Raw genomic sequence first — 14184 nt, 5'->3', positions numbered from 1 at the left:
TATAACAGAATATCCATTTCATTTCAAGCTTTTATACTTCTCAGAATGTAATATCCTTTATCTTTATTTACCACTTCTACATTTCCAAAAAGTTCATTCATTCTTTTCTTTGCAGATGGCATACCTTGCTTCTTCTGAATTACAACGAATAGTTCACCGTTCGAGTCTAATCTATGTAATGCTTGCTCGAATATACGATGCACGGTTTCTTTCCCTGCTCTTATTGGTGGATTGGTTAAAATAAAATCAAAACTTTTGTCTTCCACAGCAGACAAAGCATCACTTTCCTTTACGATCACATTATCAATACCATTTAATTTTTTGTTTTTTTCAACTAAGGCTAGCGCTCTGTGATTAACATCTAGCATTGTAATTGAATGATGTGGTGATACTTTAGCAATCATCAAACCAATTGGTCCGTAACCACAACCAACATCGGCAATTCGCTTACTTGGACCAGGTGGATGCGCTTTTAAAAAAGTTTGAACAAGAACATCTGAACCATAATCTACTTTATCTTTCGAAAACACTCCGTTATCAGTTATTAAATCAATTTTATGATGGTTTAATTGATATTGAATACGTTGTTCATTGCTAATTACACTTGGATCTTCATCGTAATAATGACTCATTATTCCACCTCATCTTCACTTTGTAACTCGTCATTATAATTATAACATTTCACTCAGTCTTTAAATGAATAAAACCCCGTTATCAAAATAACGGGGTTTTAACTTCTCAAAGAATCATTATATTATAGCAATACTTGCTATAAAACTTTGATTATTAAGTTTAAGATACTTGAATTATTTTAATTCTACAGTAGCTCCAACTTCTTCTAATTGTTCTTTAAGTTTTTCAGCTTCTTCTTTAGGTAAAGCTTCTTTGATTACTTTAGGAGCTCCGTCTACTAATTCTTTAGCATCTTTTAATCCTAAACCAGTTGCTTCTTTAACAGCTTTAACAACTTTGATTTTAGATGAACCAGCTGAAGTTAACTCAACGTCAAATTCAGTTTTTTCTGCTGCAGCGTCAGCGCCACCAGCTGCACCTGCTACTGCTACTGGAGCAGCTGCAGTTACACCAAATTCTTCTTCAATTGCTTTTACTAAGTCGTTTAATTCTAATACTGACATTTCTTTAATCGCTTCAATGATTTGTTCATGATTAGCCATTTTATAATTCCTCCATTATTTTTAATTTTTTTACGCTAAAAATTATTCAGCGTTTTCTTCTTTTTGTTCTCCAATAGCTTTAACCGCATAAGCGAAGTTGCGTACAGGAGCTTGTAATACTGATAAAAGCATAGATACAAGACCATCGTGTGAAGGTAATGAACCAACAGTTTTAACTTCTTCTGCTGTAATAACATTGCCTTCCATAACGCCTGATTTAATTTCTAATGCTTCATGATCTTTAGCAAATCCAGAAATTACTTTCGCTGCAGCTACAGCATCTTCACTTGAAGTTGCAATAGCAGTAGGACCTGTTAAGAATTCATCTAAGCCTTCGATACCAGCTTTTTCAGCTGCACGACGTACCATAGTGTTTTTGTATACTTTATACTCAACACCAGCTTCACGTAATTGTGAACGTAAGTCAGTAACTTCAGCTACTGTTAATCCACGGTAGTCAACGATTACTGTTGAAACTGAATTTGATAGTACCTCAGCAATTTCATCAACTAGTTGTTTTTTAGCTTCAATGATAGCAGACATTCAGACACCTCCATTTAAATTTTTGGTGCTTTTTTTAAAATTAATAAAAAAAGCACTTTCTACCCACGGCAAAAAGTGCTTGAAAGATCATAGATCATCACGTTCAAGTCAATTTTAGCCTCGGCAGGATAAATTTTAAGTTATAAATAACTCCTACTGTCTTAGGTAAAATAATCACAATAAGTAATATAACTTGGAAATTACTTATTGTCAATATATTTTTACAGACTGAAAGATATTTCTTTCAGCCTGTAATTGTTTATATCATTTATTATTTGAAACTTGCAGTATCAATTTTAACTCCAGGACCCATTGTTGTAGTTACAGCAACAGATTTGAAGTATGTACCTTTAGCAGATGATGGTTTAGCTTTAGCTAATACATCTTGTAAAGTATTGAAGTTTTCAATTAATTGTTCATCAGTAAATGAAACTTTACCAATTGATGCATGTACGATACCAGCTTTTTCAGCACGATATTCTACTTTACCAGCTTTGATTTCTTCAACAGCTTTTTTAACATCCATTGTTACAGTTCCAGTTTTAGGGTTTGGCATTAAACCTTTTGGTCCTAATACACGACCTAATTTACCAACTTCACCCATCATGTCTGGTGTAGCAACTACTACATCGAAGTCGAACCAACCTTGTTGGATTTTTTGAACGTATTCTGCTTCACCTACATAGTCAGCACCTGCTGCTTCAGCTTCAGCAATTTTGTCACCTTTAGCGAATACTAATACACTTTGTGATTTACCAGTTCCGTTTGGTAATACAACTGCACCACGGATTTGTTGGTCATTTTTACGTGTATCAATTCCTAAACGGAATGCAACTTCAACAGAAGCGTCAAAGTTAGCAATGCTTGTTTCTTTAGCTAATTTAATTGCTTCTTCAACACTGTAGTGCTGAGTACGGTCAACTTTACTAGCTGCTTCTTGATACTTTTTACCTTTTTTAGCCATTTATAGTTCCTCCTTTAGTGGTTTTAGCGGAATTTCCTCCCACATTACTTGCTATATGCAAGTTAAGAGCAGACAACAGAAGAATTAATCTTATGAATAAATCAATCATTAATCTAGTCATTCAGATTATATTTATAATTCATCATTATTATCTCTGTTATCTGCTTCATCGTTTAAATCATGTAATCAAATTTAATATTCGTAAAATTATTCTACAACGATACCCATACTACGTGCAGTACCTTCGATAATACGCATAGCTGCTTCTTCGTCAGCAGCGTTTAAGTCTTGCATTTTGCTGTTAGCAATTTCGCGTACTTGATCTTTAGTTACTGTAGCAACTTTAGTTTTGTTTGGTTCGCCTGAACCTTTTTCAATACCAGCTGCTTTTTTAAGTAATACTGGAGCCGGTGGAGTTTTTGTAATAAATGTAAATGAACGATCTTCATAAACACTGATTTCTACCGGAATAATTAAACCTGCTTGATCTTGAGTACGTGCATTGAACTCTTTACAGAATCCCATGATGTTCACACCTGCTTGACCTAATGCTGGACCAACTGGTGGTGCTGGATTCGCTTTACCTGCAGGAATTTGTAATTTAACAACTTTATCTACTTTTTTAGCCACGATGTGCACCTCCTTGATATCGTGATGTGGTCACAGGGCTCAGTTTTGCCCTCCCACTCTTAACATTTCGTGACGAAATGGGCGCTCTAAAAGCGCGACCACATAATTTTAACACTTTTCTAATTAAAAAATCAATACTCTTTTTTATCTTTTGGTTAGTTTAATAACTTTAATTGTTAATTAAAGCTTTTCTATTTGATCGAATTCAACTTCTACTGGTGTTTCTCGGCCAAACATATCTACTAATACTGTTAGCTTAAACTTATCTGTTTCAATTTCTTGAACTTCACCAACTTGATTCGCAAATGGACCTGATTTAATACGAACTTGCTCGCCAACTTCGAGTTCAACATCGATAGTCTTTTCTTTAAGACCCATTTGTTTTAAGATGAAGCGAACTTCTTCTGGTAACAATGGATTTGGCTTAGACCCTGCACCTGCAGAACCTACAAAACCAGTAACGCCTGGTGTATTTCTTACCACATACCATGATTCATCTGTCATGATTAATTCCACTAAAACATATCCAGGGAATGTTTTTTTAACAGTCGTTTTAGCTTTGCCATCTTTTACTTGAGTTTCTTCTTCTTCCGGTATGACTACTCTAAAGATTTGTTCAGTCATATTCATAGATTCTACTCTTTTTTCTAAATTCTTTTTAACTTTATTTTCATATCCAGAATATGTATGCACTGCATACCAACGCTTTGCGCCAACTTCTTCAGACATGTCTTCACTCCTCTAACCAAATAATAAATTTTTCAATGCTGTAATTCCTAAATCTAAGGCATAGAAAAAGACTAAGAAGAATATAACAGTAGAAACTACAATTACAGTATATTTAAATAGCTCTTCTTTCGTCGGCCAACTTGTTTTTTCCATTTCAGACTTAACGCCTTTAAAGAAACTTTCTTTTTTAGCCATCTGCTCAACCTCCAAATCCTTTGAACATATTATCAAAGTATTATTTCGAATGTATTTATTTCGATTCTTTATGAATTGTGTGCGCGTTACATTTTGGACAATATTTCTTTAAGGTTAATCTTGTTGCCGAGCCTTCTTGCTTAGGAACATTATAATTTCTATTGCCACAAGCTTCACAATTTAAAGGTATTTTTCTCACAATAATTCACCTTTATTCATTATAATACCAGTATACTATACATAAAATTTATAACAAATGTCAAACCATCAGTAAGTAACACGTTATAATTCAATTCACGTCCTAAGGCGCTTTTCAAATCATTTTGAAATAACGTTTTATTTTATTTTTACATCGTTGTATGGCATTATAAATCACTTTCTCTTTTACATGCATCAATTGAGCAATTTCTCTCGGCTTATATTGTTCACACATTAAATACATGACATCTTTTTCAAATGCACTCAAATACTTAAACTGACAAATCAACTCTTTAATTGCTAATTTATTCAAATAATTGTTTTCAACATCAAAACGCTTTATTACACATGGATACGTAACTCTATATTCATTAATCAAATTATCCATTCTTTTATTTGTAGCTAAATATTTTCTCAAATAATCATACTTTACAGACGTAATTAAACATTGAACATAATTTGTGAAAGGCTGCTCTCCACTAAAATCAAATGTTTGGACCGACCTATACATCCGTATAAGTATTTCTTGATATAAGTCTTCTAAATCATAATGATTAAATCCAAATGTTTTGATGCGTCGAATAATTAATGGTTGTAGATCCATTACTAACTTTTCGAAGTCTTTATCATTTATTGCATTGTTACGTTTGATTGTACTGTCTTGAGTTGTCAAATCGTATTTCAAATATTAAACTAACCCCTTCTATCTAAAATTTAAGGTTAGTTTAATATTGTTACATTCAAAATTTCAAGATGACGGAAATGTCATTTCTTATGATGTCCTCTTCGTATTTTTTCAAATTCTGCAAGGATTTCAGAAGATAACGGAATTCGAGTTCTTGGCTTGTTTTCACTTATATCATCTAATGATTTACTCACATCAATTTCATTTTCTTTTAAATCTCTCCACATTTCGCGAGATGATATTCTATATGCACCTGATCCAAAGATAGCATGTTGCTCACTCATATCACTTGTTACAACTGTAATATGCTTAGTATGCTTGTCATAAAGTTCATAAACATAACGTTCTATGAAACTATCAGCTGTTTCTTTTTCCTTGGTAAAAATCGTTTTAACGCCATGATACATGTATTCTCTTTCAACACCCGATTGGTCATAAGCATCGAAAACACAAATAATTTCATCTGAAATAACTGCATTATAATTTGCAATTGCATCTATTAATTGCATTCTAGCTTCTTCTAAATTCTCTTTTGCAATGGCGCTTAGCGTTGGTGATTGTCCTATCATATTGTATCCATCAATGATTAAGTAACGTTCTTTCATTATATTTCTCCAACATCATGTCTTTTTCGAAATACTTCGTACATCATTAAACTTGCTGCAACCGAAGCATTCAAACTGTTTACATGTCCAACCATTGGAATCTTAATATAAAAATCGCATTTATCACTTACTAGGCGACTCATACCCTGTCCTTCGCTACCAATTACAATAGCCAATGACATGTCCGCTTCTAGATTTCTATAATCTGTTGCATTATTAGCTTCAGTGCCAGCTACCCAAAAGCCATTATCTTTTAGTTCATCGATAGTTTTAGCTAAATTTGTCACTCGAATAACTGGTACATGTTCAATTGCACCTGTTGAGGCTTTTGCAACTGTTTGCGTTAGTGTAACTGAACGACGTTTAGGAATAATAACACCATCAACTCCCGTTGCATCGGCTGTTCTTAAAATTGATCCCAAGTTATGTGGGTCTTCTAAGCCGTCTAATATAAGTACTGTCAATAAACCTTCTTTTTCTTTTTGCTGTTTTAAAAATTGATCGAAGTCAGCATATTCATATGGTGCAATAAGCGCTGCAACACCCTGATGTGGTGCATTTGCTAAAAAATCTAATTTAGATTTTGGTACAGTTTGAACAATGATTTTTTGATCTTTTGCATTTTTTAAAATTTCATTAATTTGTTGCTTTTTAATACCTTCTTGAATCAATATCTTATTTATCGGATGCCCAGTAATAATCGCTTCTCTAACAGCATGCCTACCAACAATAACCGTATCTTCCACATCGTCACTACCTTTCGTTTACTATTGTTATTATTTTATTTAATAATGCCTCTAATCGTTCTTCTCTTTTTTCTAAATAAAGAAAACCTATCACTGCTTCTATCGCTGAACTTTTACGATATGTTTGAACATCAGTGTTTTTAGCTTTAGTATGACTTTTCGCGTTACGCCCTCGCTTCAAAATATCCATTTCTTCGTCTGTAAACCATTCTTGCTCCATTAAATATTCTAACGTTTGCGCCTGACTTTTGGCAGATACATATTTTTTAGACATTTGATGTAGTTTATTAGGCTTACTTTTAAGCTTTAAAACGATATAGGTACGTACATATTGATCTAAGACTGCGTCTCCCATATATGCTAAGGTCAATGGATTCAATAATTTAATGTGATTATCTTGTTGATTATCCACGTTTAAATCTAACCCCTTGAGGTGTGTCTTCTAATATAATGTTTTGTGATTTCAGCATGTCTCGAATTTCATCTGCTCGTGCAAAATCTTTGTTTTTCCTTGCTTCATTACGCTCTTCGATTAATTTTTCAACATCTTCATCCAATAATTCATCTGCATTTTTAGATTTTAACGGTACACCTAAAACATCGCTGAAAATTTGATAAACTGCTTTAAATTTATCAATTACTTCTGTTGATGTTGTGTTCTCTAGTACATATTTATTCGCAAGTTTTGCTAAATCATACCAAGCTGTAATTGCATTAGCTGTATTAAAATCATCATTCATAACTGTTTCAAAACGATTTAAAATCGCATCAATTTGATCAATATATGTCTGTTGATTTTCAATATTAGTAGCAATTTGTGCGCGCTCTTCAATTAATTGATAACTATTGCGAATACGCTCTAGTCCACTACGTGCTGATTCTACCAATTCTAGATTATAGTTAATTGGGCTTCTATAATGTACGCTAATCATAAAGAATCTTAGTACATCTGGATCAACTTCTTTAATAATATCGTGAACTAAAATAAAGTTGCCTAGTGATTTACTCATTTTTTCATTATCAATATTAATGAAACCATTATGCATCCAATAATTAGCAAATGGCGCATGATTATGTGCTTCTGATTGTGCTATTTCATTTTCATGATGTGGAAATTGTAAATCTGAACCACCCGCATGTATATCAATTGTAGGTCCTAGCTCATGAAATGCCATTACAGAACATTCTATATGCCATCCTGGTCTACCTTCACCAAATGGGCTATCCCAACTAATCTCGCCAGGCTTCGCTTTTTTCCACAATGTAAAATCAAGTGCATCTTCTTTATGCTCTCCTGCATCTATACGAGCACCCACTTTTAAGTCATCTATGGATTGATGACTTAATTTACCATAACCTTCAAATTTACGTGTTCTAAAGTAAACATCGCCACCACTTTCATATGCATAACCTTGATCCACCAAATCTTTAATAAATTGAATAATGTCATCCATATGGTCCATTACCCTTGGATTTGAAGTCGCTTTTCTAACATTTAACGCACCAACATCTTCATGAAAAGCAGCGATATATTTTTCTGCAATTTCGGGAACAGACTGATTTAATTCTTGAGAACGTTTAATTAATTTATCATCTACGTCTGTAAAATTTGATACATATTCTACATTATATCCTTGGTATTCAAAGTAACGTCTCACTACGTCATAATTAATTGCTGGTCTTGCGTTACCAATATGAATGTAGTTATATACAGTAGGACCACATACATACATTTTTACTTTCCCTGGTTCTATAGGCTTGAACACTTCTTTTTGACGTGTAAGCGTATTATATAATGTAATCATCTTGAATCTCTCCATTCCTAGTCTTTTCAAGTTGTCGTTCTAAATGCTTAATTTGTTCATAAATTGGATCAGGTAGATGGCGATGATCAAATGTTTTTCCAACTCGAACACCATCTTGCTTAACAATATGTCCTGGTATACCAACAACCGTTGAATAACTTGGAACTGATTGTAAAACAACTGAATTTGCACCAATATTTACATTTGAATTTATTTTAATATTTCCTAAAACTTTCGCACCGGCTGCTATTAAAACATTGTCTCCTATATCTGGGTGTCTTTTCCCTCTTTCTTTCCCTGTCCCACCAAGTGTCACGCCTTGATAGATTGTCACATTATCACCAATTGTACATGTTTCTCCTATTACAACGCCCATACCATGATCTATAAATAGACGCTTTCCAATTTTAGCACCTGGATGGATTTCTATACCTGTGAAAAATCTTGAAATTTGAGATATCGCGCGTGCTGCAACATATTTTTTTTGGTTGTATAACTTATGTGCAATCAAATGACTCCAAACTGCATGTAAACCTGCATACGTTGTAATGACTTCTAATGTTGAACGTGCCGCTGGATCCTGCTCAAATACCATTTTTATATCGTCTCTCATTCTTTTTAACAAGATCATTTCCTCCTCAATGATTGAACTACGTAAATACATAATTGAAGTACCTGCGAAATTAAATATCAAAAAAGCACCACTAACATACAAATTGTATTGTTAGAGGCGCTTCCGCACGGTTCCACTCTGAATTTAGCGAATAACATTAATAATATTGCGGGCGCTTCCAAATTATCAAGGAAACTAAGTCAACTTAATGCTCATCACTCTCATTATATATTTAATTCATTTTACGAAGGTGCATTCATTAATTTCTACGTTGTACTCACAGCAACCGTACACTCTCTGCATCGTATAAATTTAATTACTAATCCTTCGTTTTATATAAAATACTTTATTCATATTGTTGTAATTTGTTAATACAACTTTATCATATGTGGTTACGTTATAAAATTCAAGTATATACTACCTTGATCTTGTCTATTTCATTACTTATATTGTTTTAAACGGTTTAGCACTTTTTCTTTACCAAGTACTTCAATTGTATTTGGTAATTCAGGACCATGCATTTGGCCTGTTACAGCAACACGAATAGGCATAAATAATTGCTTGCCTTTTATTCCTGTTTCTTTTTGAACTTCTTTAATTGTCTTTTTAATTTCAGCCGCTTCAAATGGTTCAAGTGCTTCTAATTTACTGAATAAGTGCGTCATTAACTCTGGTACTTGCTCTCCATTAATCACTTGTTGTTCTTCTTCACCAAGAGCTGGCATTTCTTTAAAGAACATTTCTGATAAAGGTACAATTTCACCGGCATAACTCATTTCTTTTTGATAAAGCGCAATTAATTTGCGTCCCCAAGATAAATCCTCTTCTGACGGCACCTCAGGAATCAAATTTGCTTTAATTAAATGAGGTAATGCTAATTGGAATACTGTTTCAGTATTTTTTTGTTTCATATATTGGTTATTAACCCATGCTAATTTTTGCTTATCGAAAAATGCTGGTGATTTTGACAAACGCTTTTCATCAAAGATTTTGATAAATTCTTCTTTAGAAAAGATTTCTTCTTCACCTTCAGGAGACCAACCTAATAACGCAATAAAATTAAATAACGCTTCAGGTAAATAACCTAAGTCACGATATTGCTCAATAAATTGTAAAATTTGCCCATCACGTTTACTTAACTTTTTACGTTCTTCATTAACAATTAATGACATATGACCAAAACGAGGTGGCTCCCAGCCAAATGCTTCATAAATCATAATTTGTTTAGGCGTGTTTGAAATATGATCATCACCACGAATTACATCTGAAATTTGCATGTAATGATCATCTATAGCTACTGCAAAATTGTACGTTGGAATGCCATCTTTTTTTACGATAACCCAGTCACCAATACCATTTGAATCAAATGAAATATTTCCTTTTACCATATCATCAAATGAATACGTTTGGTTTTGAGGTACTCGGAAACGAATTGATGGTTGGCGTCCTTCTGCTTCAAATTGTTGACGTTGTTCTTCAGTCAAATGCGCATGTTGACCACCATAGCGAGGCATTTCACCACGAGCGATTTGCGCTTCACGTTCAGCTTCTAATTCTTCTTCTGTCATATAGCATTTATATGCTTTATCTTCTGCTAGTAACTGATCTATTAATGGTTGGTAGATATGTTGACGTTCAGATTGACGATATGGTCCGTAGCCATTGTCTTTATCTACAGACTCATCCCAATCTAATCCTAACCATTTAAGATTATCAAATTGTGATGTTTCTCCATCTTCTAAATTACGTTTTTTATCAGTATCTTCAATTCGAATCACAAAATCTCCGTTGTAATGTTTAGCATACAAGTAATTGAATAATGCTGTTCTTGCATTACCAATATGAAGATACCCAGTTGGACTTGGTGCATATCTTACTCTTATACGATCGCTCATTTTTTTCACTCCTAAATTAAATATCAGATTTTCAAGTTAGTTCATATAAATTGTTCATTTGCTATCTTCGACCGTCATAACAAATGTCTAACTCGTCTTATTGTTAAAACGAAACAATGCTTTTTAACATGACCTTAAAATAATTTCATTGTTTAATCATAACATAATTCCCTGGGTAATATGCTTAAATTTTAAATAGAAAGCTGTTGTTTTTTCAACACTTTAAAAAAGCTATCCCTAAGAATCAAGACTGCACTACATAAACATTTCAACGACTTAAAAATGAATATTATGTACTGTGAAATTAAACTTCAAATTAACTATTCAAATACGTTAAAATTGATTCTAATTTTGTATGTCTTGATTGCTATAAGAATAACTTTATTAATATCTAAAATTTAACACTTAATGAACTTGTTTCAATGATATATTAGCACTATTTGTATTTTTTGATAACTAATATGTTTTGCATTTATTTATAGTTATACTTCAAATTACAAACTTCGCCATTTCATATACCTTTTAATATCTATTTTGTTTTCGTCAACTACAGTTTTTATAATGATACTGTATCTTCGATTTTTTTAGCAAAAACAATTCTTCCTGAAGATGTTTGCAATAAGCTGACTACTTCTAAATTGACATGACTGCCAATAAGATTTTTAGCATTATCAACAACTACCATCGTACCATCATCTAGATATCCTACTGCCTGACCAGGCTCCTTACCCATTTTTGTCAGTAAAATATGCAGTTGATCACCTTGATGTACATTAGGTTTGATTGCTTCTGATAAATCATTAACATTTAATGCTTTGATACCATGTACATGACAAACTTTATTTAGGTTGAAATCTGTCGTTATAATACTTGCATGATATTGTTTTGCTAATTTTAATAACATCGTATCAATATCACTATGTGTTTTAGTTGGATGTATAACCTTTGTAGGATAGTCTAAATCATACAATTCATTTAAAATATCTAAGCCTCTTTTACCCTTTTCACGTTTAACACTGTCATTTGAATCTGCAACAATTTGTAATTCATTAATAACACCTTGTGGAATTAAAATATTGCCATCGATAAAACCGCAACGAATGACTTCTAAAATACGACCATCAATAATTGCGCTTGTGTCGATAATTTTTGGCGTAGCACTTTTAGTATGTTGTGACATGGAACGCGCTATATTCTCAGGTAAAAACATTAACATTTCATCTCGTTTTTTAAGGCCAAATTGGAAACCGAAATAACATAGTAATATCGTAATTATGACAGGAATGAAATGATTAAAAATAGAGTTGCCAATTGATTCTAATATAAACGACACCATAACAGAAATAAGTAATCCGATTATTAAACCTATTGTTGCGAATAGTATTTCAACAGCACTTCTACGCATAATAAAATGTTCTAAACCTTTTATAGCGTTAGTAACTCGTCTAATAAATACACCAAAAATTAAGAACATAAAAATACTACCGATAATGCCATCTACATAGTGATTTTTTAAAAAGCTGGAGTTTTGTAATCCAAGATCATTTGCAATTTCAGGAATAATAATTATTCCTAATGCGCTCCCAATAATTAAGTAAATAATAATAACCATTAGTTTAACGATATTCACACAATGTCCTCCTTTCTTGATGTTTTATGAATGAAGAGCAAATGACAATACTTCATGTACAGTAGTTACACCTATTACTTGTATACCTTCAGGATATGTCCATCCGCCTATATTATTTTTAGGAATAATTACACGTTTGAAACCTAGTTTTGCAGCCTCTTGCACGCGTTGTTCTATCCGAGATACACGACGTACCTCACCCGTTAAACCAACTTCTCCAATATAGCAATCTAATCCGTCGACAGCTTTATCTTTAAAGCTAGATGCAGTTGCTACAATTACACTTAAATCAACTGCTGGCTCCGTTAACTTTACACCGCCAGCTACTTTGATATAAGCATCTTGTTGTTGTAATAGATAATTTTCTTTCTTTTCCAAAACAGCCATCAACAAACTTAATCGATTATGATCAATCCCTGTTGCCATTCGTCTCGGATTGTTAAAAGTCGTTGGAGTTACCAGCGCTTGAACTTCTATTAAAAGTGGTCTGGTTCCCTCCATGGTTGCAACAATTGTTGAACCTGGAACATTTGTTGAACGTTCTTCTAAAAACATTTCAGATGGATTATTTACACCTTTTAATCCACTTTGCTTCATTTCGAAGATTCCCATTTCATTCGTTGAACCAAAACGGTTTTTAACAGCTCGCAAAATTCGATATGCGTGGTGTTCATCGCCTTCAAAATAAAGCACAGTATCAACCATGTGTTCTAGCAATCTTGGGCCAGCAATTTGACCTTCTTTCGTTACATGACCCACTATAAAAGTTGCAATGTTCATTTGTTTAGCAATATTCATTAAACTTTGTGTACTTTCACGAACTTGTGAAACAGAACCTGGCGCAGAGCTGATTTCAGGATGATATATTGTTTGAATCGAATCCACTACTAATAAATCAGGTTGTTCTTCTTTTACTGTTTGATAAATAACTTCAAGATCTGTTTCAGCTAATACTTGCAATTCACTTGAATCTTCATCTAATCGCTCTGCACGTAATTTAGTCTGACTAAGCGATTCTTCTCCAGTAATATATAGTACTTTTTTCTTTTGAGATAACGATGCACAAATTTGTAAAAGTAACGTTGACTTACCAATACCTGGATCCCCACCAATAAGTACTAACGATCCGCTCACAATACCTCCACCTAATACACGGTTGAATTCTGCTGAATCTGTTAACACTCTCGGCGTTGTTTCATGTTTAATACTATTTAATTTTTGTACTTTACCTGCTAATTCCTTGGTTTTAACTCCATGTTTAGGATTGGCTGCTTTTTCAACAATTTCCTCCATTTGATTCCAAGCGCCACAATTAGGACATTTCCCCATCCATTTAGGAGATTGATAACCACAAGCCATACATTCAAAAATCACTTTTTTCTTGGCCAAAATTGCACCTCCACTTTCCTTTGAACAAATCTATTTTAAACGCACATTCCCATTATGACAAATTAAATGTGAGTTACATTTGTTTGTATTTTAACATGACTACTAACGCAAACTGTTTTACCAGATTTATTTTTTATGAATATTATAAAATAAACTTACATCATGTTGATAGTCGGTATCTTTCAAAGATAAAATCTTAATAATTTCTTAGTAAACTCTTTTCTCTAGATTTATCACAATATTATATAGACCTATTTTATTTTGACGTAAGTTGCTAGTATCTTCAAACAAAAAACCTTTATAAAAATTCATACCTTTATGCTATCGCTGTAGGCTCATTAACTTGTTACATATAATTCTTAACTATCCTTTGATGATTGTT

General features: G+C 33.0%; 17 protein-coding genes and 1 other annotated feature. All 17 genes read right to left on the bottom strand.

From position 1 onward, the window contains the following. Positions 1–23 precede the first annotated feature (23 nt). Positions 24–632 carry a class I SAM-dependent methyltransferase gene (locus tag AA076_RS02600; RefSeq protein WP_000020304.1) on the bottom strand — a complete coding sequence of 203 codons (609 nt, stop codon included), beginning with the start codon at positions 630–632 and terminating at the stop codon, positions 24–26. A gap of 174 nt (positions 633–806) precedes the next feature. Continuing rightward, positions 807–1175, bottom strand: coding sequence for a 50S ribosomal protein L7/L12 (gene rplL, locus AA076_RS02595; RefSeq protein ID WP_001273586.1), 369 nt, complete (start codon positions 1173–1175; stop codon positions 807–809). Between the two features lie 42 nt (positions 1176–1217). Next, the gene (rplJ, locus tag AA076_RS02590; protein ID WP_001273085.1) at positions 1218–1718 is read right to left on the bottom strand and encodes a 50S ribosomal protein L10; all 501 of its coding nucleotides are present in this window, start codon (positions 1716–1718) and stop codon (positions 1218–1220) included. A 37-nt stretch (positions 1719–1755) separates the two neighbouring features. Further along, positions 1756–1902: a sequence feature (ribosomal protein L10 leader region), on the bottom strand. A gap of 87 nt (positions 1903–1989) precedes the next feature. After that, positions 1990–2682, bottom strand: a complete 693-nt coding sequence (gene rplA / locus AA076_RS02585) for a 50S ribosomal protein L1 (protein ID WP_001074619.1) — start codon at positions 2680–2682, stop codon at positions 1990–1992. 207 nt (positions 2683–2889) lie between these two features. Further along, positions 2890–3312: a 50S ribosomal protein L11 gene (gene rplK / locus AA076_RS02580; RefSeq protein ID WP_001085792.1), complete on the bottom strand. Its 423-nt coding sequence runs from the start codon at positions 3310–3312 to the stop codon at positions 2890–2892. Positions 3313–3492: 180 nt separating this feature from the next. Then, positions 3493–4041, bottom strand: a complete 549-nt coding sequence (gene nusG / locus AA076_RS02575; protein ID WP_001288302.1) for a transcription termination/antitermination protein NusG — start codon at positions 4039–4041, stop codon at positions 3493–3495. 12 nt (positions 4042–4053) lie between these two features. After that, positions 4054–4236, bottom strand: a complete 183-nt coding sequence (gene secE, locus AA076_RS02570) for a preprotein translocase subunit SecE (RefSeq protein ID WP_001074473.1) — start codon at positions 4234–4236, stop codon at positions 4054–4056. 55 nt (positions 4237–4291) lie between these two features. After that, positions 4292–4435, bottom strand: coding sequence for a 50S ribosomal protein L33 (rpmG, locus tag AA076_RS14450; RefSeq protein ID WP_001788193.1), 144 nt, complete (start codon positions 4433–4435; stop codon positions 4292–4294). Between the two features lie 114 nt (positions 4436–4549). Continuing rightward, positions 4550–5119, bottom strand: coding sequence for a sigma-70 family RNA polymerase sigma factor (locus AA076_RS02565; RefSeq protein ID WP_001836184.1), 570 nt, complete (start codon positions 5117–5119; stop codon positions 4550–4552). Between the two features lie 80 nt (positions 5120–5199). Then, a complete protein-coding gene (locus AA076_RS02560; protein ID WP_000664738.1) occupies positions 5200–5724 on the bottom strand; it encodes an NYN domain-containing protein in 525 nt (174 codons plus the stop codon). After that, on the bottom strand, positions 5724–6470 hold the full coding sequence (gene rlmB / locus AA076_RS02555) for a 23S rRNA (guanosine(2251)-2'-O)-methyltransferase RlmB (protein WP_000390328.1): 747 nt from the start codon (positions 6468–6470) through the stop codon (positions 5724–5726). The genes AA076_RS02560 and rlmB overlap by 1 nt, the downstream gene beginning before the upstream one ends. Positions 6471–6477: 7 nt before the next feature. Continuing rightward, entirely contained in the window at positions 6478–6882 is a 405-nt protein-coding gene (locus AA076_RS02550) for a Mini-ribonuclease 3 (protein ID WP_000370182.1), read from the bottom strand. Further along, complete coding sequence (gene cysS / locus AA076_RS02545) at positions 6875–8275, bottom strand: cysteine--tRNA ligase (RefSeq protein ID WP_000631963.1); 1401 nt, start codon at positions 8273–8275, stop codon at positions 6875–6877. Before cysS ends, AA076_RS02550 begins: the two co-directional genes overlap by 8 nt. Continuing rightward, on the bottom strand, positions 8259–8906 hold the full coding sequence (gene cysE, locus AA076_RS02540; RefSeq protein ID WP_001805237.1) for a serine O-acetyltransferase: 648 nt from the start codon (positions 8904–8906) through the stop codon (positions 8259–8261). The genes cysS and cysE overlap by 17 nt, the downstream gene beginning before the upstream one ends. 422 nt (positions 8907–9328) lie before the next feature. Beyond that, positions 9329–10783 carry a glutamate--tRNA ligase gene (gltX, locus tag AA076_RS02535; RefSeq protein ID WP_001836183.1) on the bottom strand — a complete coding sequence of 485 codons (1455 nt, stop codon included), beginning with the start codon at positions 10781–10783 and terminating at the stop codon, positions 9329–9331. Positions 10784–11339: 556 nt separating this feature from the next. Further along, positions 11340–12413, bottom strand: coding sequence for a PIN/TRAM domain-containing protein (locus AA076_RS02530; protein WP_001028376.1), 1074 nt, complete (start codon positions 12411–12413; stop codon positions 11340–11342). A gap of 24 nt (positions 12414–12437) precedes the next feature. Further along, positions 12438–13802 carry a DNA repair protein RadA gene (gene radA / locus AA076_RS02525; protein ID WP_001085220.1) on the bottom strand — a complete coding sequence of 455 codons (1365 nt, stop codon included), beginning with the start codon at positions 13800–13802 and terminating at the stop codon, positions 12438–12440. Between the last annotated feature and the right edge of the window lie 382 nt (positions 13803–14184).

Origin of the sequence: Staphylococcus aureus (assembly GCF_001027105.1) — a bacterium.
In the GTDB taxonomy this organism is placed as follows: domain Bacteria; phylum Bacillota; class Bacilli; order Staphylococcales; family Staphylococcaceae; genus Staphylococcus; species Staphylococcus aureus.
The sequence above is the reverse complement of the archived record's forward strand: the minus strand, read 5'-3'. Positions and strand labels throughout refer to the sequence as shown.

Bases quoted from the DNA above. Each gene is read 5' to 3' on its own strand.
- AA076_RS02600 (WP_000020304.1), bottom strand. From the start codon at position 632: ATGAGTCATTATTACGATGAAGATCCAAGTGTAATTAGCAATGAACAA.
- rplL (WP_001273586.1), bottom strand. From the start codon at position 1,175: ATGGCTAATCATGAACAAATCATTGAAGCGATTAAAGAAATGTCAGTA.
- rplJ (WP_001273085.1), bottom strand. From the start codon at position 1,718: ATGTCTGCTATCATTGAAGCTAAAAAACAACTAGTTGATGAAATTGCT.
- rplA (WP_001074619.1), bottom strand. From the start codon at position 2,682: ATGGCTAAAAAAGGTAAAAAGTATCAAGAAGCAGCTAGTAAAGTTGAC.
- nusG (WP_001288302.1), bottom strand. From the start codon at position 4,041: ATGTCTGAAGAAGTTGGCGCAAAGCGTTGGTATGCAGTGCATACATAT.
- secE (WP_001074473.1), bottom strand. From the start codon at position 4,236: ATGGCTAAAAAAGAAAGTTTCTTTAAAGGCGTTAAGTCTGAAATGGAA.
- AA076_RS02560 (WP_000664738.1), bottom strand. From the start codon at position 5,724: ATGAAAGAACGTTACTTAATCATTGATGGATACAATATGATAGGACAA.
- cysS (WP_000631963.1), bottom strand. From the start codon at position 8,275: ATGATTACATTATATAATACGCTTACACGTCAAAAAGAAGTGTTCAAG.
- cysE (WP_001805237.1), bottom strand. From the start codon at position 8,906: ATGATCTTGTTAAAAAGAATGAGAGACGATATAAAAATGGTATTTGAG.
- gltX (WP_001836183.1), bottom strand. From the start codon at position 10,783: ATGAGCGATCGTATAAGAGTAAGATATGCACCAAGTCCAACTGGGTAT.